Genomic DNA, 21,210 nt, shown 5'->3' on the forward strand with positions numbered 1-21,210 from the left:
GAGTAGAATGCAAGACACCTTCAATAAGATAGAGCACGACTTAAAATCTTTCGTATCCGAAATAACAAAAGAAGATTTTCTAATAAAGGATTCTATTTTTGTAATCGGTTGCTCAACAAGTGAAGTTGCTGGAGAGCGTATTGGTACATCTGGAAGTGAAGAGATTGCTGCTTATATATTTTCAGCAATGAAGCAGCTAAAAGAGAAGACAGGGATACATCTGGCTTTTCAATGCTGTGAGCACCTAAACCGAGCACTAGTAGTTGAAAGGGATACAATGGAGAAATTTCAGCTAGATGAAGTGTCAGTAATTCCTGTTCCAAAAGCAGGAGGTTCCATGGCTTCATTTGCTTATAAGCGGATGGAGGAGCCTGTAGTAGTGGAGCATATCAGTGCCCATGCAGGGGTTGACATTGGGGAGACAATGATTGGCATGCACCTCAAACATGTTGCTGTTCCGGTTAGATTTAATCATCGCTATATCGGTAATGCCCGCCTTAATGCTGCAAAAACCAGACCAAAATTAATTGGCGGACAACGGGCGATCTATGAAGAATCAAAGGATTCAAATTCTTGTACATAAAGTTGTGATGACTAGAAGCTAGTTCATTATATACAAAAAAATGGATACACAGGGAGGATACTACTAATGGAACATTTGAAACAAGCAGATCAAGAATTGTACGAGGCAATGCAAGCTGAAAAGAAGCGTCAACAAACGAAAATTGAACTAATTGCATCAGAAAACTTCGTATCGGAAGCAGTAATGGAAGCAATGGGTTCTGTGTTGACAAACAAGTATGCAGAAGGTTATCCAGGAAAAAGATATTATGGTGGCTGTGAACATGTTGATGTGGTCGAAAATTTAGCGCGTGATCGTGCAAAGGATTTATTTGGTGCAGAGCATGCCAATGTACAACCTCACTCAGGTGCTCAAGCAAATATGGCAGTATACTTCTCTGTGTTAGAGCCAGGTGATACAGTTCTTGGAATGAACTTAAACCACGGTGGGCATTTAACACATGGTAGCCCGGTTAACTTTAGTGGAACTTTATATAACTTCGTTGATTATGGTGTGGATGAAGAATCAGAACAATTAAACTACAACACGGTTCTGGAAAAGGCAAGAGAAGTTCAGCCGAAATTAATTGTTGCTGGTGCTAGCGCATACTCCAGATTGATTGATTTTGCAAAATTCCGTGAGATAGCTGATGAAGTCGGTGCTTATTTAATGGTAGATATGGCACATATAGCTGGACTTGTTGCTGCTGGATTACATCCAAACCCAGTTCCATATGCAGACTTTGTAACGACAACTACGCATAAAACATTACGTGGTCCACGTGGTGGAATGATTCTTTGTAAAGAGGAATATGCGAAAAAAATTGATAAAGCAGTATTCCCAGGAATGCAAGGTGGGCCATTAATGCATATCATTGCAGCTAAAGCGACAGCATTCAAGGAAGCACTTTCGGATGAATTCAAAAACTACTGTAAACAAATCATTTCCAATGCAAAAGCGCTTGGAGAAGCTCTCGTAAAAGAAGGGATTCGAGTTGTTTCTGGTGGTACGGATAATCATTTGTTATTACTAGATGTAACACCACTTGGAATATCTGGAAAAGTGGCAGAGCATGTGCTAGATGAAATTGGAATTACAGTCAACAAAAACACAATTCCATTTGATACGGAGAGCCCATTTGTAACAAGTGGTGTTCGAATTGGAACACCAGCTGTTACGACACGAGGCTTTAAAGAAGCAGAAATGCGTGAAATCGCAGCAATTATTTCGTTAACATTGAAAAACCATGAAGATGAAGCTGTTCTAAAGGAAGCAACAGATCGTGTGCTAGCTTTAACGGAAAAATCACCATTATATGCATAAGATAATTGAGAGGACACACCATATTGGGTGTCCTCTTGTTGTATGGATAACTTTTTACGATTCGCTGATATACCCAGTTGAATCGCTGATAAAATAGCAAATAAGCCGATAAAAAGATATAATCGCTGAATTAGTCATCCAAACCGCCGATATAATCTCTCCCCGACATCAATCTAGTTTTATAACTGTAAAAATAATACTAGTTTAATAGCCAAATCCCCTATAAATTCTCATTAATTTACAAACCAACATACGCATTACCCAAAATAAACCAAATTTCGACGTAAACCTTGAATAAGTGCAGTTTTTTCAGTACAATTTTAAAGATATAACTAATAATGAAGGAGTGGTCGCCGAATGGGAAATGTACATGTTTTAGATCATCCGTTGATCCAGCATAAACTATCTTATATTCGAAATAAGCATACAGGGACGAAGGAATTTCGTGAGCTAGTGGATGAAGTTGCGATGCTAATGGCTTTTGAAATTACGCGAGACTTACCGCTAACGGAAACAACTATTGAAACACCAGTTACAACGGCAAATACAAAGGTATTAGCTGGTAAGAAGATAGGTTTAATCCCAATTCTACGCGCGGGTCTAGGTATGGTGGACGGAATGCTGAAATTAATACCTGCTGCAAAGGTTGGACATGTTGGGTTATACCGTGATCCTGAAACATTAAAACCGGTGGAATATTACATAAAATTGCCTTCAGATATTGAAGAGCGTGAATTAATCGTGATTGATCCAATGCTAGCGACAGGTGGTTCTGCGAATGATGCGATTCAGTCACTAAAAAAACGTGGAGCAAAAAACATTCGTCTAATGTGTTTGATTGCTGCGCCAGAGGGCGTTGAATCAGTCAAGCAAGAGCACCCAGACGTGGATATATATTTAGCTGCACTCGATGAAAAATTAGATGATCATGCCTATATAGTACCCGGTCTAGGGGATGCTGGTGACCGCTTGTTTGGTACAAAATAATATTTGTGATATCGGGGTGGATATAGAATGCAAAAGCGCATCAAAGTAATGACGATTTTTGGGACAAGACCAGAAGCCATTAAAATGGCCCCTCTCGTATTGGAGCTACAAAATAGATTAGAGGAATTCGAACCAATCGTTACAGTAACAGCTCAGCATCGTGAAATGTTAGATCAGGTGTTAACTATTTTTAACATTACCCCAGACTATGATTTGAACATCATGAAGCAAAAGCAGACGCTTGCCCAAATTACAACTCGTGCATTAGAAGGCTTGGATGACGTAATGAAGGAAACAAAGCCAGATATTGTTCTTGTTCATGGAGATACAAGTACGACGTTTGCTGCGTCACTTGCTGCATACTATAACCAAATCGCTGTCGGACATGTGGAAGCGGGCTTAAGAACATGGAATAAACATTCTCCGTATCCAGAAGAGATGAATCGTCAGCTCACAGGTGTATTGGCTGATTTACATTTTGCACCAACTGAAAAGTCGAAGCAGAATCTTTTGAAGGAAAATAAGTCGGAAGATCAAATATATGTGACCGGCAACACGGCGATTGATGCACTTTCAACTACTGTTAATGAAAGCTATTCTAATCCTATCTTAGATGGAATTGGTGATAAGCGCCTTGTATTGATGACGGCACATCGTAGAGAAAACCTAGGGAACAATATGAAACAGATGTTTCGTGCTATAAAACGATTAGTGGAACAACACGACGATATCCATATTGTCTATCCGGTGCATTTAAATCCAGTAGTTAGAGAAACTGCTAATGAGATTTTGGCTAATGATGAACGAATTCAATTGATTGAACCATTGGATGTGGTTGATTTTCATAATTTTGCATCAAGAGCACATTTAATCTTAACGGATTCTGGTGGGGTGCAAGAAGAGGCGCCATCACTTGGTGTTCCGGTACTTGTTCTTCGAGACACAACAGAACGCCCAGAGGGAATTGAGGCTGGAACGTTGAAACTAGCTGGAACGGATGAGGATACTATTTTCCGTTTAGCAGATGAGTTATTATCGAATGAAAAAGCACATGCTGAAATGGCAAAGGCTTCGAATCCATATGGTGATGGTGAGGCCTCTCGTCGAATTGCAGATGCTATAAAAAACTATTTTAAGTAAAAAATTTCAGGAGATTTCCTAATAGGGAATCTCCTGTTTTTTTATTTTAGAAGCGGTTTTACGTAAATTTATACCTGAATAACTATCTATTGTACAGATACTCATCGCTTGGTTTTTATACATGAAATGTATCATTACTTCATTATATACAAATGCTAGTAGAGAAGGAGGGGAAAGAAAGCATGAAAGGCTTTTATCGTTTTGGAATGGCTTTCTTCATTGTAGTATTGGGATACTTTCTTCTCATATCTACAGCTGTAGCGGCAGAGGAGAATGAGCAGTCGATTATTATTGAAGTAGGTGGAGACCCAAAAGAACATAGACAATATTTAGAATCCTATCACCCTTTTATTGAGGTGATTGCTACATATGAAAAATTGTTTAATGGCCTCGCATTGAAAGGATCCCCTGATGACTTAGCAAAGATGGGTACACTTGATTTTGTGAAGGCAGTTCATACCGTACAGGTTTATCAAACGAATAATGGCAACACCCAACAAAAATACACAGAAATGGAAGACCTGAAAACCGATGGTAATGTTGTCTTGCCCTCTGCGTTAAATAATACTAGTTATACTGGCAATGGGGTCACCGTAGGGGTAATCGATACCGGAGTGGATTATAATCATCCAGATTTACAAAAAAATTACATAGGTGGATATGATTTAGTAGACTTGGATGATGATCCAATGGAAACTCTGCAATCGGAAGGAATGCCCACTGAACACGGGAGTCATGTGGCCGGTATTATTGCAGCAAATGGAAGTATGAAAGGTGTGGCACCAAATGCAGAAATTAGAGCATATCGGGCATTAGGCCCAGGTGGAAGCGGTACATCTGTACAGGTAATTGCAGCAATGGAACAGGCAGTTCGGGATGGCGTGGATATTATTAATTTGTCACTTGGGAATTCAGTAAATGGTCCAGATTATCCTACAAGTAAGGCTGTTAATCGAGCGGCTGAGCTCGGTATTGCCGTTGTTATAGCAAATGGGAATAGCGGCCCAGATAATTGGACAGTAGGAGCTCCGGCTACTGCTTCCAACGCATTAGCCGTTGGAGCATTTGCAGAATCCGAGAGGGTGCCAATGCTATATGATTCTTTGGCTGACAGAAAAATCCCCCTTATTCCCATGATGGGATCTGTACCATGGGAATTCTCGATGGACTACGAAATCGTGCCAAGTAATACAGCTGAGCTTGATGGGAAGATAGCCTTAATTCAAAGGGGGAAAATCCCGTTTTATGATTTGGCTAAAGCAGCGGAAGATAAAGGAGCTATCGCTGTGATCATCTACAACAATGAAGAAGGTAGTTTCCAAGGAGCTATTACAGGTCGTGATGTACCAATAAAGATACCAGTTGTCTCGGCTTCAAAGGAAGAAGGAGAATGGCTGGTAAAATATGCAACGCAAAACAATCATCCATATATGGATACGATTTATGAAGAAACCCGAAGTGGAATAGCTGCATTTAGTTCAAGAGGACCAGTTACAGTGAATTGGGAGATTAAACCAGATGTACTAGCACCAGGAACGAACATCTTAAGCACTGTACCTGGAGGATATTTGCCGTTACAAGGTACTAGTATGGCTGCACCACATGTGTCCGGTGTGATAGCTTTAATGAAAGAAGCACATCCTGATTGGAACAATGACCAGCTATTTGGTGCACTAAAGACTACTGCCATTAGAATAGAGGATAAGGATGGAAATCCGGTAGAACCGATTATTCAAGGCGCCGGAAGAATTGATCCACAACAGGCAATTGAAACACCAACGATTATTCATCATTCATCCTTATCATTCGGAAAGATAGATGGGTATCGAAGATCCGAGAAAGAAGAAATAACAATAGAAAATACAACCAATAAAAAACAGCAATATTCCTTTCGAATCCCAAGTAAACAAAAAGGATTAAGCTGGAATCTACCGCTTTCATTCACGGTTGAAGCGGGGGAGAAGAGAAAGATTCCAATCGAACTTAGTGTTACATCTCCTCAATTGGAAAAAGGAATCCATCAGGGCTGGCTGGAGCTAACGTCAGATAACAATACGTATCATTTACCATATCTATTTATTAATAAGACTGCAGACTATCCAAAAGCAAGTGGCTTTGAATTTTCACTAAAGCCATTCTCTGATGAAGAATTTGTTTATCGCGTCTATTTAACAGAAGCTGTGAGAAGTGTAGAAGTTGAGTTATACAATCCAACTACCCTACTGTTTGATCGGACTTTGTTCCGAATGGAAGACGTCAAGGTTGGAATGAATGAAGGATACATGAGGAAAAAAGATGTTGGAAAACCGGGAAGGTATTTGGCGGTTATTACCCTACAGCTTGAAAATGGGGAATACGAAAGCTATGAGACAGAGCTAATTATTGCCCCCGACCTTTAAGTAAATTATTTATAGGAGAGACGGAAGCAAGTCTCTCCTATATACGCAATTTTTTATGCCATGTTCACAAAAATGTCACGAAAGAAAGGGTGTTCATTCGTTATAATAAAATAGAATAATTATAGCTTCATAATTAGCAAAAATAGTATTTGTCTAGATAAATTTGGAAAGTACGAAATATGTAAAAATAACTGGTAAACCAATTGACAAATAAACTATTGCTAAGGTACACTTGCTTAGTGTGGAATGATAAGGTTTTCATTAAACTGCAATTCGTATGTAGTTCATTGAAATAATACATAGAGTTGGCAGTTTGAGCCTCTCCGAAATTAGTATCCCCCTATGTAACTTGTAAGAGGAGTTTTTCATGTGGGGAAAAAGCCACATCAAGCAGTTGTATGAACAAGTGCGGTTTCTGCTAATTTAGCAGGTGGAACTATTCTTGACAAATAGTAAAATGGTTAACCGTCTATTTGTATAAGGGCAACTAATGCATTCGCCCAAAGGCTTGGGCGACGCAAAGGTTTCCTAAGATTTACACAGTATGTATGTCAACAAACTAGTATCCACAAGGCCTACCTTCACAATTATAGGTCTTCTACTAGGACTTGCTACTGGAATCTATGGAATGGTTACAGTTGTTAAGAAATTTACAGGAGCGGGAGAAGAGTAGTTTATGACTAACAATGAAAAAACAATGGCCCGACAGCGTAAATGGATGTTTTACCTTCTAGCAATTCTCGTACTTGGGGCAGGTTTTACTCCTTATTTAAGTATTTTCCTCGGGCTTCTTTTAGGAAGTACCATAAGCTTCTACAATCTATATCTATTACAAAAGAAAATAAGTGAATTTACAGAAGCAATAGCAAAGAAACAGAAAGCACGAGGACTAGGTACAATTTCAAGGTTTGCTGCCGCAGCATTAGCAGTCATTATCGCGCTTCGATATGAAGAGTATTTTAATATGATTGCAGTGATAATTGGATTAATGACTTCTTATTTGGTCATTATGATAGATTTTATGATGTACAAAAATAAGGATAGTGCTTGAAAGAGGGGTGAATAAGTATGGATCATGGGGCACCGATAGTACACGACGTCTTTGGAATTAGTTGGCTTGATTTCAATTTGTCGAATGTATTTATGATTATCGTAACATCCTTAATTGTTTTCGTCCTATCCGTTTTAGGCGCTAGAAAGTTACAAATGAAACCATCTGGTGCACAAAATGTCATGGAATGGATTCTTGATTTTATAAAAGGAATCGTCAATGACACAATGGATTGGAAAACTGGAAAGCTATTCTTACCATTAGCATTAACACTTTTCACTTATATCCTAGTCGGAAATATGTTGGGTGTTATTACAAACGGCGTATATCACGGAGATGTTTGGTGGAAGTCACCAACAGCAGATCCGGGCATTACCCTTACTCTAGCTGCAATGGTAATTATATTATCTCATTTCTATGGAATTAAGCTTCGAGGTGGAAAAGCCTATTTAAAAGACTATATCCAACCAATGTGGCCATTTTTCCCAATTAAACTTATTGAGGAGTTCTCGAACACACTAACTTTAGGTCTACGTCTATTCGGTAACCTATATGCTGGTGAAGTACTTCTAGCGTTATTAGTTGGATTAACAACTTCTGGAGTTTGGGGATTTATTGGTGGAGCAATTCCATTCTTAGCATGGCAAGGCTTTAGTATTTTCATTGGAGGAATCCAAGCATTTATCTTCACGATGCTTTCAATGGTGTACATTTCACACAAAGTAAGTGAAGAACATTAGAATTTTAATTAACCAGTTTTAATAGAATTCCTGTTAAAACCGGAAATTATTAAAAAAAAATTATTTTATATCTTAAGGAGGATTTTATATTATGTCATTAGGAGCATTAGCAGCAGCAGTAGCAGTAGGTTTAGCGGCACTTGGTGCAGGTATTGGTAACGGATTAATCGTTAGTAAAACAGTTGAAGGTATCGCTCGTCAACCTGAGCTTAAAGGTCAACTTCAAACTACAATGTTTATCGGTATTGGTCTAGTAGAGGCAATGCCTATTATCGCGGTAGTTATCGCATTAATGGTAATGGGTAGCTAATTGAATTAATTAACAAAAAATGGCGAAGATTGTCTTCCATAGAACTTCGCCGTTGTTTTTACTTGAACCATAAACTATGAATTAAATGTAGATTTGTATGAATCAGGTTGAAAGGAGTGAATTACGTGCAAGCATTCACTATACACGCAGCGCTTGGTGGATTTCATGCAGGAGATATGCTAACACAGCTATTCTTCTTTGTTGTTCTACTTATACTTTTAAGAAAATTCGCTTGGGGTCCAGTTATGGACATGATGAAAAAGCGTGAAGAATATGTAGCGAGTGAAATCGATGCTGCAGAACAAAGCCGTCTTGAGGCTGAAAAAGCAGCAAATGAAGCAAATGAGCAATTAAAGCAAACAAAACTAGAAGCACAAAAGATTATAGAGGATGCAAAAAATGCTGGTGTGAAGCAGGAGCAAGATATTATTGAATCCGCTCGCATGGAAGCAGATCGCATCAAAAAAGCAGCACAACAAGAAATTCAAAACGAAAAAGAAAAAGCGCTTCAAGCACTTCAAGATCAAGTTGCGTCCTTATCTGTTCTTATTGCAAGTAAAGTAATTGAGAAAGAACTAAGTGCACAAGATCAAGAGAAGTTGATCAACGAATACATTAAAGAGGTAGGAGAAGAGCGATGAGTGAAGCAGTTGTTGCCAAACGTTATGCAGATGCTCTTTTTCAACTCGGAATTGAAAAGTCTTTACTGAACCAATTCGTTGAGGAATTGACGGTTGTAAAGCAGGTTCTCCAAGAGAACAGTGAATTAAATGCATTCCTATTGCATCCACGTGTTACAAACGATAACAAGAAACAATTTTTGGGTGAAGTGTTCAAAGGAGTATCTATTGATGTGTTAAATACATTGAAGCTTCTTGTAGAACGCCATCGTACAGATATTGCTTCTGAAATAATTGATCAATTTATCGAGCTTGTAAACGATGCAGGCGGAGTTGCACAAGGAAAAGTATATTCTGTTCGTAAGTTGTCAGATGCAGAAAAGGCTGAGCTTGAAAACTCATTTGCAAAACGTCTGAATAAGAATATGATCAAGCTTGAAAACGTAGTAGACCCTTCCATTGTTGGAGGAGTTAAAATTCGAATGGGTAATACCATTTACGATGGAACCATTAGTGGTAAATTACGTCGTATTGAGCAAAACATTAAACTTGCGAACATTTGATGATAGGGGTGAAATGGTATGAGCATCAAAGCTGAAGAAATCAGTAAACTGATAAAACAGCAAATCGAAAATTTCGATTCAGATATTGAAGTAAGTGATGTCGGAACAGTTATTGAAATTGGTGACGGTATCGCACGTGCTCATGGTCTTGACAATGTCATGGCTGGGGAGCTTGTTGAATTTTCTAACGGTGTAATGGGTATGGCGCAAAACTTGGAAGAGTCTAACGTCGGGATCGTAATCCTTGGCCCTTATACGGAGATTAAAGAAGGCGATGAAGTACGTCGTACAGGACGTATCATGCAAGTACCAGTTGGTGAGGAGCTAATTGGTCGTGTTGTTAACCCACTAGGACAACCAATTGATGGTGGAAAACCTATGGAAACTTCAAAATCACGTCCAATCGAATCTGCTGCACCTGGTGTAATGGATCGTAAATCAGTACATGAGCCATTACAAACTGGTATTAAGGCAATCGATGCACTAGTACCAATCGGACGTGGACAGCGTGAGCTTATTATCGGTGACCGTCAAACTGGTAAAACAACTGTAGCTGTTGACACAATTCTAAACCAAAAAGACCAAGACATGATTTGTATCTATGTTGCAATTGGTCAAAAAGAATCAACTGTTCGTGGAACAGTTGAAACATTCCGCCGTTATGGTGCATTAGACTACACAATCGTTGTATCTGCTGGTGCATCTGACCCAGCACCATTATTATACCTAGCACCATATACAGGTGTAACCATGGGTGAAGAGTTCATGTACAATGGCAAGCACGTGCTTGTAGTATATGATGATTTATCAAAACAAGCGGCAGCATATCGTGAGCTTTCCCTATTGCTTCGTCGTCCTCCAGGTCGTGAAGCATTCCCAGGGGATGTATTCTATCTACACTCTCGTTTACTTGAGCGTGCAGCGAAGCTAAGTGATGCAAAGGGTGGCGGTTCTTTAACTGCTCTTCCATTTGTTGAAACACAAGCAGGCGATATCTCTGCATACATTCCAACAAACGTAATCTCCATCACAGATGGACAAATCTTCTTACAATCTGATTTATTCTTCTCTGGTGTACGACCAGCGATTAACGCAGGTCTATCGGTATCACGTGTTGGTGGTTCCGCACAAATCAAGGCGATGAAGAAGGTAGCTGGTACACTGCGTCTAGACCTAGCTTCATTCCGTGAACTAGAAGCATTTGCTCAGTTTGGTTCTGACCTTGATAAAGCAACTCAAGCGAAGCTTAACCGTGGTCAACGTACAGTAGAAGTACTGAAACAGGGATTGCATAAACCGTTAAAGGTTGAATATCAGGTTATGATTATCTATGCACTAACAAAAGGATTCTTAGATGACATTCCAGTAGAAGATATTACTCGTTTTGAATCGGAATTCAATGTATGGCTAGATTCTAACCGTTCTGAATTATTAGCAATAATTCGTGACTCTGGAAACCTTCCAGAAGCAAACGATATGAACGAAGCAGTTGAATCATTCAAGAAAACATTTTTAACTTCTGAAAAATAATAGATGATTTTTATGAAGTATGTATTTGCATATTGTTGTGTTATCGATCACTGCAATATGCTACCTACTTCATCGATGAAAGGGTGGTGAAAGAGCTTGGCATCACTTAGAGATATTAAAAAACGTATTGATTCCACAACAAAAATGAAAAAAATCACCAAAGCGATGGAAATGGTATCGGCTTCCAAGATGAATAAAGCGGAGCAAAATGCAAAGTCATTTGTACCTTATAGTGAGAAAATGCAAGAAGTTGTTGCAAGTATTGCTAATAAAACCGATGCAGATCATCCAATGCTTCAAAAGCGTCAGGTGAAAAAGACTGGTTATATCGCAATAACTGCTGACAGTGGATTAGCAGGTGGATATAATGCAAACATTTTACGGAATCTAAATCAAACAATACAAAATAACCATCAATCTTCGGATGAATATACCGTTATTGCAATTGGAAGAATGGCTGTAGACTTCTGTAAGAAGCGCAATCTTCCGGTAGCAAAAAGTATTATTGGTCTACCAGATCAGCCTTCATTTGCTGAGATAAAAGAGATTGCCTCTGAAACTGTACAAATGTATAGTGATGGAGAAATTGACCGATTAGTAATTATTTACAATCATTACGTAAGTGCAATATCTCAAGTTGTAACAACGAATCAGTTATTACCAATTGAGAATATGGAAAGTTCTGGATCAAGTAGCCAGTATGAATATGAGCCAGGAGAAGAACAGATTCTAGCTGTACTTCTACCACAGTATGCTGAAAGTCTTATTTACGGTGCGCTACTAGATGCAAAAGCAAGTGAGCATGCTGCACGTATGACAGCTATGCGTAGTGCAAGTGATAATGCATCTGATTTAATTGATGATTTAAGCTTGTCCTATAACCGTGCACGCCAAGCAGCAATCACACAGGAAATCACAGAGATTGTCGGCGGAGCGAGCGCTTTAGAATAGAAGTGATGAAAGTAAGTTAGGAGGGAAATCGATGAGCAAAGGACGCGTTACTCAAGTAATGGGACCAGTCGTTGACGTTAGATTCGAAGACGGCCAGCTTCCTGAAATCTATAACGCATTAACTGTGAATCTTGACACAAACGATGAATCAAAAAATAGTGGAACGTTAACACTTGAGGTTGCACTTCATCTTGGTGACAATTCAGTACGTACGATTGCGATGGCATCAACAGATGGTGTAAAACGTGGCATGGAAGTGGAAAACTTAGGTAGACCGATTTCTGTACCAGTTGGTGACGTTACATTAGGACGTGTATTTAACGTATTAGGAGAAAAAATTGACTTGGATGAAGAACTAGCAAGTGATATTCGTCTAGACCCAATCCACCGTCAAGCTCCTAAATTTGAAGAACTATCAACAGAAACGGAGATTCTTGAAACAGGAATCAAAGTCGTTGACCTTTTAGCACCATATATTAAAGGTGGTAAAATCGGTTTATTCGGTGGAGCCGGTGTAGGTAAAACCGTATTAATCCAGGAGTTAATCAATAACATCGCACAAGAGCACGGTGGTATTTCTGTATTTGCTGGTGTAGGAGAACGTACTCGTGAAGGGAACGACCTATACTACGAAATGAAGGACTCTGGTGTAATTGCTAAAACTGCGATGGTATTCGGTCAGATGAACGAGCCACCTGGAGCACGTATGCGTGTTGCATTAACAGGACTTACAATGGCAGAATACTTCCGTGATGAAAAAGGCGCAGACGTGCTATTATTCATCGATAATATTTTCCGTTTCACACAAGCAGGTTCAGAGGTATCAGCCCTATTAGGCCGTATGCCATCTGCCGTAGGTTACCAGCCTACACTTGCTACTGAGATGGGGCAATTACAGGAACGTATTACATCAACTAATAAAGGTTCCGTTACATCAATCCAAGCGATTTATGTACCTGCCGATGACTATACGGATCCAGCACCTGCTACAACATTCGCTCACTTAGATGCGACTACAAACTTAGACCGTAAACTATCTGAGCAAGGTATCTACCCTGCGGTGGATCCATTAGCATCTACATCTCGTGCTTTAGACCCTGAAATCGTTGGAGCAGAACATTACGAAGTAGCACGTGAAGTACAGGCTACACTTCAAAAATACCGTGAATTACAAGATATCATTGCGATTCTAGGTATGGATGAATTATCTGATGAAGATAAATTAACAGTAGCTCGTGCACGTCGTATCCAGTTCTTCCTATCTCAAAACTTCCACGTTGCAGAGCAATTTACTGGTCAACCAGGATCTTATGTACCAGTAAAAGAAACTGTACAAGGTTTCAAAGAGATTCTTGAAGGGAAATACGATGATCTTCCAGAAGACGCATTCCGTCTAGTTGGTCGTATTGAAGAAGTAGTAGAAAAAGCTAAAAGCATGGAATAATAAGTAGACTATTGGCTTTTGGATAAAGACTCGTCCTTTATTACCTTCTAGCCAGTCTAAGGAGGGGTTACATTGAAAACACTAACTGTGAGTGTTGTTACTCCTGATGGCCCTGTATTAGAAGATACGTATGAAATGGTTAGCTGTAAAGCAGAAAATGGTGAACTCGGTATTTTACCAGGGCATATTCCATTGGTTGCTCCACTTGCAATAAGCGCTGTTCGTTTAAAGCGTGATTCAAGTGAAGATAAGCTAGCCATTAACGGTGGATTTTTGGAGGTTCGTCCAGATAAAGTAACTATACTTGCACAATCTGCAGAAAAACCTTCAGAAATCGATGTCGCACGTGCGGAAGCAGCAAAACAACGTGCTGAAGGCCGTCTTCAATCAAACGAAGATCATATCGATCGAATTAGGGCAGAATTAGCACTCAGAAGAGCAGTCAATCGATTAGATATTGCTCAAAGATAAATATGTAAAAATCTCCCGTATCCTATGGTACGGGAGATTTTTTAATTGAATTACCAATACTCAAACGACTAACTGATATCTAGTAAGGAAATTGTTTTCAGCTCACAATTAAAGAAGCTGCTCATGAAGATACATAGACATAATCCTTATTACAATATTCCAAGCTTGGATTACATATTATTTTCAAATGGAAAATATTACTTCAGGGAAATTAAACAAACTTCTCCATGGATGTCGATATTTCCCGGGAAATGCAATAATAGTTACATTATCTTAACTATTGTCGAAGTTGATCCATGTTTTACACGACAGTTGACATCTATCGTATTGAATGGCAGAGTACAAATAGAACAAAAATATTCATATAAGGTGGTTAATATGTTATCAATTGGACAAGTAGCAATAATGAGTATTATTTCTCACATTATATTCATTTATATTACGTGGCGATTAATGCAAACAATCAATTTTGAACCATTAATTCGAAAAGGACGAGGTACAGAAGCAAAGATTTTAGTATTATTTCTCACAATTGTCATTGGAACGAGTGTAAGTAGATTCTTTCTTGAATTTCTACAATGGTCACAGGACCTAGTTTACCTTCTTCAATAAAGACAAAAAATGGTTAAACTAGTAATCTATCAAAATATATGTATGTTATGAATCCCTCTTGTTCATACTGGATAAAAGTAGAACAAGGGGGATATTTTTATGAAACGCATTGTATTAATTAGTTTAATGGTCTTATTATTTACGAATACCGTTACTGCTAAAGAGAGACAAACGAATGAGTTGATCGAAATGGCTTCATTCGTAATGGAAAATAAATTAGAAGTGAATAACTGGGAAGTAACCGTTAAAGAACATATGAATCTTTCAAAACTAGAAGAAATCGTACGAGTTCTTCGAAGCAGTTATTCAGTCACAATAGAAGAAAATAAAAACAGTAAAATTTATTTAGTTAGAGACACACACAAATCGGGTAATATAAACGTAGAGTATAGTGCAGTATTTCCAAAGAACAAGCAGTACCAACCAGAGTTTATCGTAAGTATTCAAAGTGACAGCTGGAATCAAAGTATCAAATCTACCTATCTTGAAACATTGCATTCATTAACTAGCAAATTTTTTACAGAAGATGTTAAAATATTCTCTTGTATGTCGACAAAGGCTAGTGCTATAATTGAAAAGGAAAATATAGTAGAGAATTTTACTGAAAAGCTTAAAATAAGACATAAAAATACACAAAAAGACACTATAAATTCGACACAAAACTTAGAAATTATATATGGGTATACCTCTTTATGGGGAAATAAAATTACCATTCAGGATAAGCCAGTAAATGTACAATTAGTCACGAAACATATTGGCAGTGGTGATGTCCAATACATAATTGGAACACCTATCCTAATAAATGAATATTAATATAGGGAAAATGGATCTGAAGGAGATTTGGAATATGGATAAAATCATCGTAAGAGGCGGACAGCAATTGAATGGTAACGTGCACGTAGAGGGTGCAAAGAACGCAGTCCTACCTGTAATTGCTGCGAGTATTCTTGCTAGTGAAGGGAGAAATGTTATTCACGACGTCCCAGTTCTAGCTGATGTTTATACAATTAATGAAGTGTTACGTAATATGAATGCAGATGTTGATTTTAATAATAATACAGTTGTAATTGATGCTTCAAAGGAATTAATAACGGAAGCGCCATTTGAGTATGTTCGAAAAATGCGTGCCTCCGTTCTTGTTTTGGGTCCACTACTTGCTCGTTATGGGCATGCAAATGTTGCAATGCCTGGTGGTTGTGCAATAGGATCGCGTCCGATCGATTTGCATTTAAAGGGCTTTGAAGCAATGGGAGCTACAGTTCATGTTGGAAATGGCTTTGTAGAGGCTCATGTTGAAGGTAGACTAAAAGGTGCAAAAATTTATTTAGATGTACCAAGCGTTGGTGCAACAGAAAATATTATGATGGCTGCTGCTCTTGCTGAAGGAAGAACAGTTATCGAAAATTGTGCAAAAGAACCAGAAATAGTAGATCTAGCAAACTTTTTAAATAAAATGGGTGCAAGGGTTGTAGGTGCAGGTACAGAAACCATTCGTATTGATGGAGTTGAAACACTACATGGTACAGAGCATTCTATTATTCCAGATCGTATAGAGACTGGAACTTTTATGGTTGCTGCAGCAATTACTGGTGGAAATATATTAATCGAAAATGCTGTAAGTGAGCACTTACGACCGGTTATCTCGAAGTTAGAAGAAATGGGTGTAACAATTCTTGAAGAAGGAAATGGTATTCGTGTAATTGGTCCAGATGCACTAAAAGCTACGGATATTAAAACACTACCACATCCAGGTTATCCTACAGATATGCAATCACAAATGATGGCCCTAATGCTCTGCGCTCACGGAACTAGTGTCATTACAGAAACGGTATTTGAAAACCGCTTTATGCACGTAGAAGAATTTCGTCGTATGAATGCAAAAATGAAAATAGAAGGCCGAAGCGTCATTATTGATGGACCATCTGAATTACAAGGTGCAGAAGTAGCTGCAACAGATTTACGTGCAGCAGCTGCATTGATTCTTGCTGGGCTTCGAGCTGATGGATTAACGAGAGTAACAGAATTAAAGCACCTAGACCGTGGCTATGTAAACTTTGCTGGAAAATTAGCAAGCTTAGGAGCAGATATTGAGCGAGTTAATGAAAATGGCGATGTTGTTGATCCTTTAGAAGTTAGCTATGTCGCAGAACTATCGTAAAAATTAATATGTCTTACATGTATATTAAAGTGAAGCATTGTGTCGATGCTTCACTTTTTTTTGTAGTTAAACAGCATAGTTTGTTAACTAGTGGTTTCATACTGCTGATCCATGTTCTCATGCCTGTTTTGAGAGTGACATCGTAGTGAAAAGCGGGGGAGAGAGGCCCTCATGCCTGTTTTTGGGTAAAGATTGCGGTGAAAAGAGTATGAGAGAGGCTGTCAAGTCTGTTTTGAGAGTGAAAACCGTGGTGAAAAGTACATGAGACAAGTCCTCATGCCTGTTTCAAGAGGCCGAAACACTAGTACCAACCCATTCCACTCAAGAAAAACGCTATAGCAATACATAATAATAGCATCCACCATTCTCCATTTAATAAACTTCGACAATTACTGCAAAGTCCTACAATCTATCGCAGAATATACTAAAACTATAAATTATCTCGCATTGATATAAATCAATAGATACCATAGTACCAAAATACCGGTTCAAAAAGCAGCATCCTAGTTTGGTAGTTGTATTCCAGTACTTACTTATTACTTATCTTCAAATCCTCCTCAATATTACGGCACAGACTGCCAAAATCATTATCTTATCAATACATATACTTACATAACAACCACTCATGTATTAAACATCCAATACATATAATTTAATAAAAACCACAAAGGGGACATGTTATGAAACTCTATCTTTCAGTTGATATGGAAGGAATAACTGGATTGCCTGACTACACGTATGTTAGTGCTTCAGAACAGAACTATGAGCGGGCTCGAAAAATCATGACAGATGAAACGAACTATGTTGTTAATACTGCATTTCAATCTGGTTGTAAGGAAGTGCTGGTAAATGATAGTCACTCGAAGATGAATAATATATTAATTGACCAGCTTCATCCAGAAGCACAGTTAATAACCGGTGATGTAAAAACCTATTCCATGATGCAAGGGCTTGATAGCAGTTTTAATGGGGCAATGTTTATTGGGTACCATTCTAGGGCTGGAATGCCTGGAGTGATGTCGCATTCCATGATTCATTCGGTACGTAATTTTTATATTAACGATTTGCAAGTGGGCGAATTAGGTATGAATGCCATGATTGCGGGCTATTATGGGGTACCTGTTTTACTAGTATCGGGCGATGATGAAACGGCAAAAGAGGCAGAGAGCCTCATACCAAATGTAACTACGGCAATTGTAAAAGAAGCTATATCTCGATCGGCAACCAAAAGTTTAACACCAAAAAAAGCGGGTGAATTATTACAAGCGAAAGTGAGCCAGGCCATAGAAAACCGTCATCACGTAAAGCCTTTAAATCCTCCTTCTAATCCAACATTAAAAATCGAATTTACCAATTATGGAAATGCAGAGTGGGCGAGTTTAATGCCCGGTACAGAGATCATTCCAGGTACTACAATTGTGAAGTTTGAGGCAAAAGATATCCTAGAGGCGTACCGCGCATTATTAGTGATGATTGAGCTTGCTTTGAATACGAAGTATGCCTAACTAATTAACTAGGGGTGTATAAAGATGAAGGTACTCACTGAAAAGATTGAAGCTATAACAACACACGCAGGTGGTACATGGGGAATTGTGTTAGAGGATCTTGATACAAAAGAAACTTGGAAGATGAATGAGCATGCGTTAATCTATGCTGCTAGTGTCATCAAGCTACCTATAATGATTGCAGTCTTTCATGCTAGTCATCATGATGAAATAACCTTAAGTGATAAAGTGATGTTGAAACGTGAAGCGATTGTTGGGGGAGCGGGTGTCCTTCAACATATGACACCAGGAACCCAATTCACAATATACGATTTAGTAACCCTAATGATTATTCAAAGTGATAACACAGCAACCAATATGCTAATTGATTTAATAGGTGCCAAAAAGATTCAGCAAATTATGGTCGATATTGGTATGGAAAAAAGTAAGTTTTTCCACAAGATGATGACCGTTTCCGTAGATCGTGTAGGGGCTAATGAAATTTCAGCCTTCGAGGTTTACAGTTTGTTAAGAAAGTTAGTGACAGGACAAATAATCTCCATCCATGCCTGTGAACAGATGATATTAATCATGAAAAAACAACAAATTAATCATACATTACCAAGTCAATTACCAGAGCAGCATGAGGGATTGATAGGTGAGCTAAAACGATGGGAAATTGCACATAAAACTGGCTATATTCCAGGTTTTCGTCATGATGTCGGCATTTTCTATGTAGGAAAAAGAAAGCTAATTGCTTCCATACTTTCAATGGGCTTGGATGATATAAAATCATTAGAACAGTTCGGTAATATTGGACTTGAAATCTATCGATATTTAGAGAATGAATCTTGATATGGGATTTTATTCCATAAAAAGTTTTATTGAATAATTATTTTAAATGAATCATAGCTTATCTCAAAAGCATATCTATATTATTTGCGCAAATGCGTAATGGATACAGGAGTTGGAGGCAATGCTTCGATATGTATTAAAGAGACTTTTAATTATGGTTATTACGTTGTGGATTATTATCACATTAACATTTGTACTCATGGTTTCGGTGCCTGGATCACCATTTAATAGTGAGCAAAATTCAAATGAAATTGTCCAGCAAAATTTGGAAAAACATTACAATCTTGATGAACCTTATCATATTCAGTATCTACTATATTTGAAATCGATTGTAACATTAGAATTTGGTCCATCTATTAAACAACCAAATCAGACCGTGAATGATTTACTAGGCAGAGGATTTCCCATTTCATTTGAGCTCGGGATTGTAACGATAATAGTTGCAGTTATTTCAGGTGTAACACTCGGAGTTCTTGCAGCCCTTAGACATAATGGCATCATTGATTATTTAGCTATGGGGTTAGCAGTACTTGGTATTTCCATCCCGAACTTTATATTGGCTACATTATTGATTCAGCAGCTTGCTGTTAATTTAGAATGGTTTCCAGTTGCGACATGGTCGAGCCCAAAACATATGGTGTTACCAGTACTCGCATTAGCAACCGGGCCTATGGCAATTATTGCGAGACTTACAAGGTCAACCATGCTAGAGGTGTTAACACAGGATTATATTAAAATGGCTCGTGCAAAAGGGCTAGCCCCCTGGAAGATTATTATCAAACACGCCCTTCGCAATGCCTTAATGCCAGTCGTAACCATTATGGGTACGCTTTTAGCAGGAATCTTGACTGGTACTTTTGTTATCGAGCAAATCTTTGCTATTCCTGGTATGGGAAAATACTTTGTTGAAAGTATTAATAGTCGAGACTATCCTGTCATCATGGGTACTACCGTATTTTATAGTGCATTTTTAATTATGATGCTTTTCTTAGTAGATATCGCATATGGAATACTCGATCCAAGGATTAAATTGAACAAGAAGGAAGGGGAATAACATGAAGTCCAATCAAAATCCCCAACATCTAACGAAAAAGAATGTACCAGATGAGTGGTTCACATGGCGCAAAAAGGATTCCTATGAACAAGAGTTAGTTTCCAGACCTTCATTGTCCTATTGGAAGGATGCATGGAGGCGACTAGTTAAAAATAAATTAGCAATGCTAGGATTAGTCTTTTTAATTCTACTAATCATGATGGCAATTTTTGGTCCGATGGTATCGCCATATGAAGTAAATACAGGGGAATTATCCAATCAGTATAAACCACCTTCTGCCGATCACTGGTTTGGTACGGATAACCTTGGACGTGATGTATTTACACGAACCTGGTATGGAGCCAGAATTTCATTATTTGTTGGTTTTATGGCGGCATTAATTGACGTAACCGTTGGAATCATTTGGGGAGGTATTTCTGGCTATAAAGGTGGACGTACCGATAATATCATGATGCGAATTATTGAAATTTTATACGGATTACCGTATCTATTAGTTGTCATTCTTTTGCTAGTAGTATTGGGGCCGAGTTTATCCACGATTATTGTAGCACTAACCGTAACAGGATGGGTCGGAATGGCCAGAATTGTGCGTGGGCAGGTCATGCAAATTAAAAATTATGAGTATGTCCTTGCCTCTAAGTCATTTGGAACGAAAACACCACGCATTATTCGGCGTAACCTATTACCCAATACGATGGGTCCCATAATCGTTCAAATGACGCTTACTGTTCCATCCGCAATATTTGCGGAAGCATTTTTAAGCTTTATTGGGCTAGGGATACAGGCACCTTTTGCGAGCTGGGGTGTCATGGCGAGTGACTCATTAGGTGCAATTCTTTCAGGATATTGGTGGACATTGTTTTTCCCTGCATTTTTTATTTCATTTACGATGTTTGCTTTTAACGTTTTAGGCGATGGATTACAAGATGCACTAGATCCGAAATTAAGGAAGTAGG

Annotated in this window: 22 protein-coding genes; all 22 read left to right on the forward strand. The window is 38.5% G+C overall.

Annotated elements, in window-relative coordinates; translation table 11 throughout:
- Nucleotides 1–7 precede the first annotated feature (7 nt).
- The 22 genes from ABC228_RS08810 (at nt 8) to ABC228_RS08915 (ending at nt 21,209) form a co-directional block, all read left to right on the forward strand.
- Nucleotides 8–583, forward strand: coding sequence for a TIGR01440 family protein (locus tag ABC228_RS08810; RefSeq protein ID WP_345824748.1), 576 nt, complete (start codon nt 8–10; stop codon nt 581–583).
- A 66-nt stretch (nt 584–649) separates the two neighbouring features.
- Entirely contained in the window at nt 650–1,885 is a 1,236-nt protein-coding gene (locus tag ABC228_RS08815; RefSeq protein WP_345824749.1) for a serine hydroxymethyltransferase, read from the forward strand.
- Nucleotides 1,886–2,242: 357 nt separating this feature from the next.
- Entirely contained in the window at nt 2,243–2,872 is a 630-nt protein-coding gene (gene upp, locus ABC228_RS08820) for a uracil phosphoribosyltransferase (protein WP_345824750.1), read from the forward strand.
- Between the two features lie 27 nt (nt 2,873–2,899).
- A complete protein-coding gene (gene wecB, locus ABC228_RS08825) occupies nt 2,900–4,012 on the forward strand; it encodes a non-hydrolyzing UDP-N-acetylglucosamine 2-epimerase (protein WP_345824751.1) in 1,113 nt (370 codons plus the stop codon).
- A gap of 182 nt (nt 4,013–4,194) precedes the next feature.
- Nucleotides 4,195–6,411 (forward strand): S8 family serine peptidase, encoded by a 2,217-nt coding sequence (locus tag ABC228_RS08830; protein WP_345824753.1) that lies wholly within the window; start codon nt 4,195–4,197, stop codon nt 6,409–6,411.
- Between the two features lie 544 nt (nt 6,412–6,955).
- A complete protein-coding gene (locus ABC228_RS19130; RefSeq protein WP_345824754.1) occupies nt 6,956–7,084 on the forward strand; it encodes an AtpZ/AtpI family protein in 129 nt (42 codons plus the stop codon).
- A 3-nt stretch (nt 7,085–7,087) separates the two neighbouring features.
- Entirely contained in the window at nt 7,088–7,462 is a 375-nt protein-coding gene (locus ABC228_RS08840; protein WP_345824755.1) for an ATP synthase subunit I, read from the forward strand.
- A 17-nt stretch (nt 7,463–7,479) separates the two neighbouring features.
- Entirely contained in the window at nt 7,480–8,202 is a 723-nt protein-coding gene (atpB, locus tag ABC228_RS08845; protein WP_345824756.1) for a F0F1 ATP synthase subunit A, read from the forward strand.
- Between the two features lie 91 nt (nt 8,203–8,293).
- Nucleotides 8,294–8,512 carry a F0F1 ATP synthase subunit C gene (atpE, locus tag ABC228_RS08850; RefSeq protein WP_345824757.1) on the forward strand — a complete coding sequence of 73 codons (219 nt, stop codon included), beginning with the start codon at nt 8,294–8,296 and terminating at the stop codon, nt 8,510–8,512.
- A gap of 125 nt (nt 8,513–8,637) precedes the next feature.
- Nucleotides 8,638–9,153 carry a F0F1 ATP synthase subunit B gene (gene atpF / locus ABC228_RS08855; protein ID WP_345824758.1) on the forward strand — a complete coding sequence of 172 codons (516 nt, stop codon included), beginning with the start codon at nt 8,638–8,640 and terminating at the stop codon, nt 9,151–9,153.
- Nucleotides 9,150–9,695 (forward strand): F0F1 ATP synthase subunit delta, encoded by a 546-nt coding sequence (locus ABC228_RS08860; protein WP_345824759.1) that lies wholly within the window; start codon nt 9,150–9,152, stop codon nt 9,693–9,695. Before atpF ends, ABC228_RS08860 begins: the two co-directional genes overlap by 4 nt.
- A gap of 18 nt (nt 9,696–9,713) precedes the next feature.
- Entirely contained in the window at nt 9,714–11,225 is a 1,512-nt protein-coding gene (gene atpA, locus ABC228_RS08865) for a F0F1 ATP synthase subunit alpha (protein WP_345824760.1), read from the forward strand.
- A gap of 96 nt (nt 11,226–11,321) precedes the next feature.
- Nucleotides 11,322–12,176, forward strand: coding sequence for an ATP synthase F1 subunit gamma (atpG, locus tag ABC228_RS08870; RefSeq protein ID WP_345824761.1), 855 nt, complete (start codon nt 11,322–11,324; stop codon nt 12,174–12,176).
- A gap of 31 nt (nt 12,177–12,207) precedes the next feature.
- Entirely contained in the window at nt 12,208–13,620 is a 1,413-nt protein-coding gene (gene atpD, locus ABC228_RS08875; protein WP_345824762.1) for a F0F1 ATP synthase subunit beta, read from the forward strand.
- 72 nt (nt 13,621–13,692) lie between these two features.
- On the forward strand, nt 13,693–14,091 hold the full coding sequence (locus ABC228_RS08880) for a F0F1 ATP synthase subunit epsilon (RefSeq protein WP_345824763.1): 399 nt from the start codon (nt 13,693–13,695) through the stop codon (nt 14,089–14,091).
- Between the two features lie 378 nt (nt 14,092–14,469).
- Entirely contained in the window at nt 14,470–14,703 is a 234-nt protein-coding gene (locus ABC228_RS08885) for a DUF1146 family protein (protein ID WP_345824764.1), read from the forward strand.
- A gap of 99 nt (nt 14,704–14,802) precedes the next feature.
- Nucleotides 14,803–15,516 carry a YwmB family TATA-box binding protein gene (locus ABC228_RS08890; RefSeq protein WP_345824765.1) on the forward strand — a complete coding sequence of 238 codons (714 nt, stop codon included), beginning with the start codon at nt 14,803–14,805 and terminating at the stop codon, nt 15,514–15,516.
- 34 nt (nt 15,517–15,550) lie between these two features.
- Nucleotides 15,551–16,861, forward strand: a complete 1,311-nt coding sequence (murA, locus tag ABC228_RS08895; RefSeq protein ID WP_345824766.1) for a UDP-N-acetylglucosamine 1-carboxyvinyltransferase — start codon at nt 15,551–15,553, stop codon at nt 16,859–16,861.
- A gap of 680 nt (nt 16,862–17,541) precedes the next feature.
- The gene (locus tag ABC228_RS08900) at nt 17,542–18,366 is read left to right on the forward strand and encodes a M55 family metallopeptidase (protein WP_345824767.1); all 825 of its coding nucleotides are present in this window, start codon (nt 17,542–17,544) and stop codon (nt 18,364–18,366) included.
- 24 nt (nt 18,367–18,390) lie between these two features.
- Nucleotides 18,391–19,200 carry a serine hydrolase gene (locus ABC228_RS08905; protein ID WP_345824768.1) on the forward strand — a complete coding sequence of 270 codons (810 nt, stop codon included), beginning with the start codon at nt 18,391–18,393 and terminating at the stop codon, nt 19,198–19,200.
- Between the two features lie 121 nt (nt 19,201–19,321).
- On the forward strand, nt 19,322–20,254 hold the full coding sequence (locus tag ABC228_RS08910; RefSeq protein WP_345824769.1) for an ABC transporter permease: 933 nt from the start codon (nt 19,322–19,324) through the stop codon (nt 20,252–20,254).
- 1 nt (nt 20,255) lies between these two features.
- Nucleotides 20,256–21,209 (forward strand): ABC transporter permease, encoded by a 954-nt coding sequence (locus ABC228_RS08915; RefSeq protein ID WP_345824770.1) that lies wholly within the window; start codon nt 20,256–20,258, stop codon nt 21,207–21,209.
- Nucleotide 21,210 lies beyond the last annotated feature (1 nt).

This window comes from Ornithinibacillus xuwenensis, assembly GCF_039614845.1.
In the GTDB taxonomy this organism is placed as follows: Bacteria; Bacillota; Bacilli; order Bacillales; family Amphibacillaceae; genus Ornithinibacillus; species Ornithinibacillus xuwenensis.

Coding starts and splice junctions, on each gene's coding strand:
- ABC228_RS08910 (WP_345824769.1), top strand. CDS start 19,322: ATGCTTCGATATGTATTAAAGAGACTTTTAATTATGGTTATTACGTTG.
- ABC228_RS08810 (WP_345824748.1), top strand. CDS start 8: ATGCAAGACACCTTCAATAAGATAGAGCACGACTTAAAATCTTTCGTA.
- atpA (WP_345824760.1), top strand. CDS start 9,714: ATGAGCATCAAAGCTGAAGAAATCAGTAAACTGATAAAACAGCAAATC.
- ABC228_RS08830 (WP_345824753.1), top strand. CDS start 4,195: ATGAAAGGCTTTTATCGTTTTGGAATGGCTTTCTTCATTGTAGTATTG.
- atpD (WP_345824762.1), top strand. CDS start 12,208: ATGAGCAAAGGACGCGTTACTCAAGTAATGGGACCAGTCGTTGACGTT.
- ABC228_RS19130 (WP_345824754.1), top strand. CDS start 6,956: ATGTATGTCAACAAACTAGTATCCACAAGGCCTACCTTCACAATTATA.
- ABC228_RS08915 (WP_345824770.1), top strand. CDS start 20,256: ATGAAGTCCAATCAAAATCCCCAACATCTAACGAAAAAGAATGTACCA.
- ABC228_RS08890 (WP_345824765.1), top strand. CDS start 14,803: ATGAAACGCATTGTATTAATTAGTTTAATGGTCTTATTATTTACGAAT.
- ABC228_RS08885 (WP_345824764.1), top strand. CDS start 14,470: ATGTTATCAATTGGACAAGTAGCAATAATGAGTATTATTTCTCACATT.
- ABC228_RS08815 (WP_345824749.1), top strand. CDS start 650: ATGGAACATTTGAAACAAGCAGATCAAGAATTGTACGAGGCAATGCAA.
- ABC228_RS08840 (WP_345824755.1), top strand. CDS start 7,088: ATGACTAACAATGAAAAAACAATGGCCCGACAGCGTAAATGGATGTTT.
- upp (WP_345824750.1), top strand. CDS start 2,243: ATGGGAAATGTACATGTTTTAGATCATCCGTTGATCCAGCATAAACTA.
- ABC228_RS08860 (WP_345824759.1), top strand. CDS start 9,150: ATGAGTGAAGCAGTTGTTGCCAAACGTTATGCAGATGCTCTTTTTCAA.
- ABC228_RS08905 (WP_345824768.1), top strand. CDS start 18,391: ATGAAGGTACTCACTGAAAAGATTGAAGCTATAACAACACACGCAGGT.
- wecB (WP_345824751.1), top strand. CDS start 2,900: ATGCAAAAGCGCATCAAAGTAATGACGATTTTTGGGACAAGACCAGAA.
- atpB (WP_345824756.1), top strand. CDS start 7,480: ATGGATCATGGGGCACCGATAGTACACGACGTCTTTGGAATTAGTTGG.
- murA (WP_345824766.1), top strand. CDS start 15,551: ATGGATAAAATCATCGTAAGAGGCGGACAGCAATTGAATGGTAACGTG.
- ABC228_RS08900 (WP_345824767.1), top strand. CDS start 17,542: ATGAAACTCTATCTTTCAGTTGATATGGAAGGAATAACTGGATTGCCT.
- atpE (WP_345824757.1), top strand. CDS start 8,294: ATGTCATTAGGAGCATTAGCAGCAGCAGTAGCAGTAGGTTTAGCGGCA.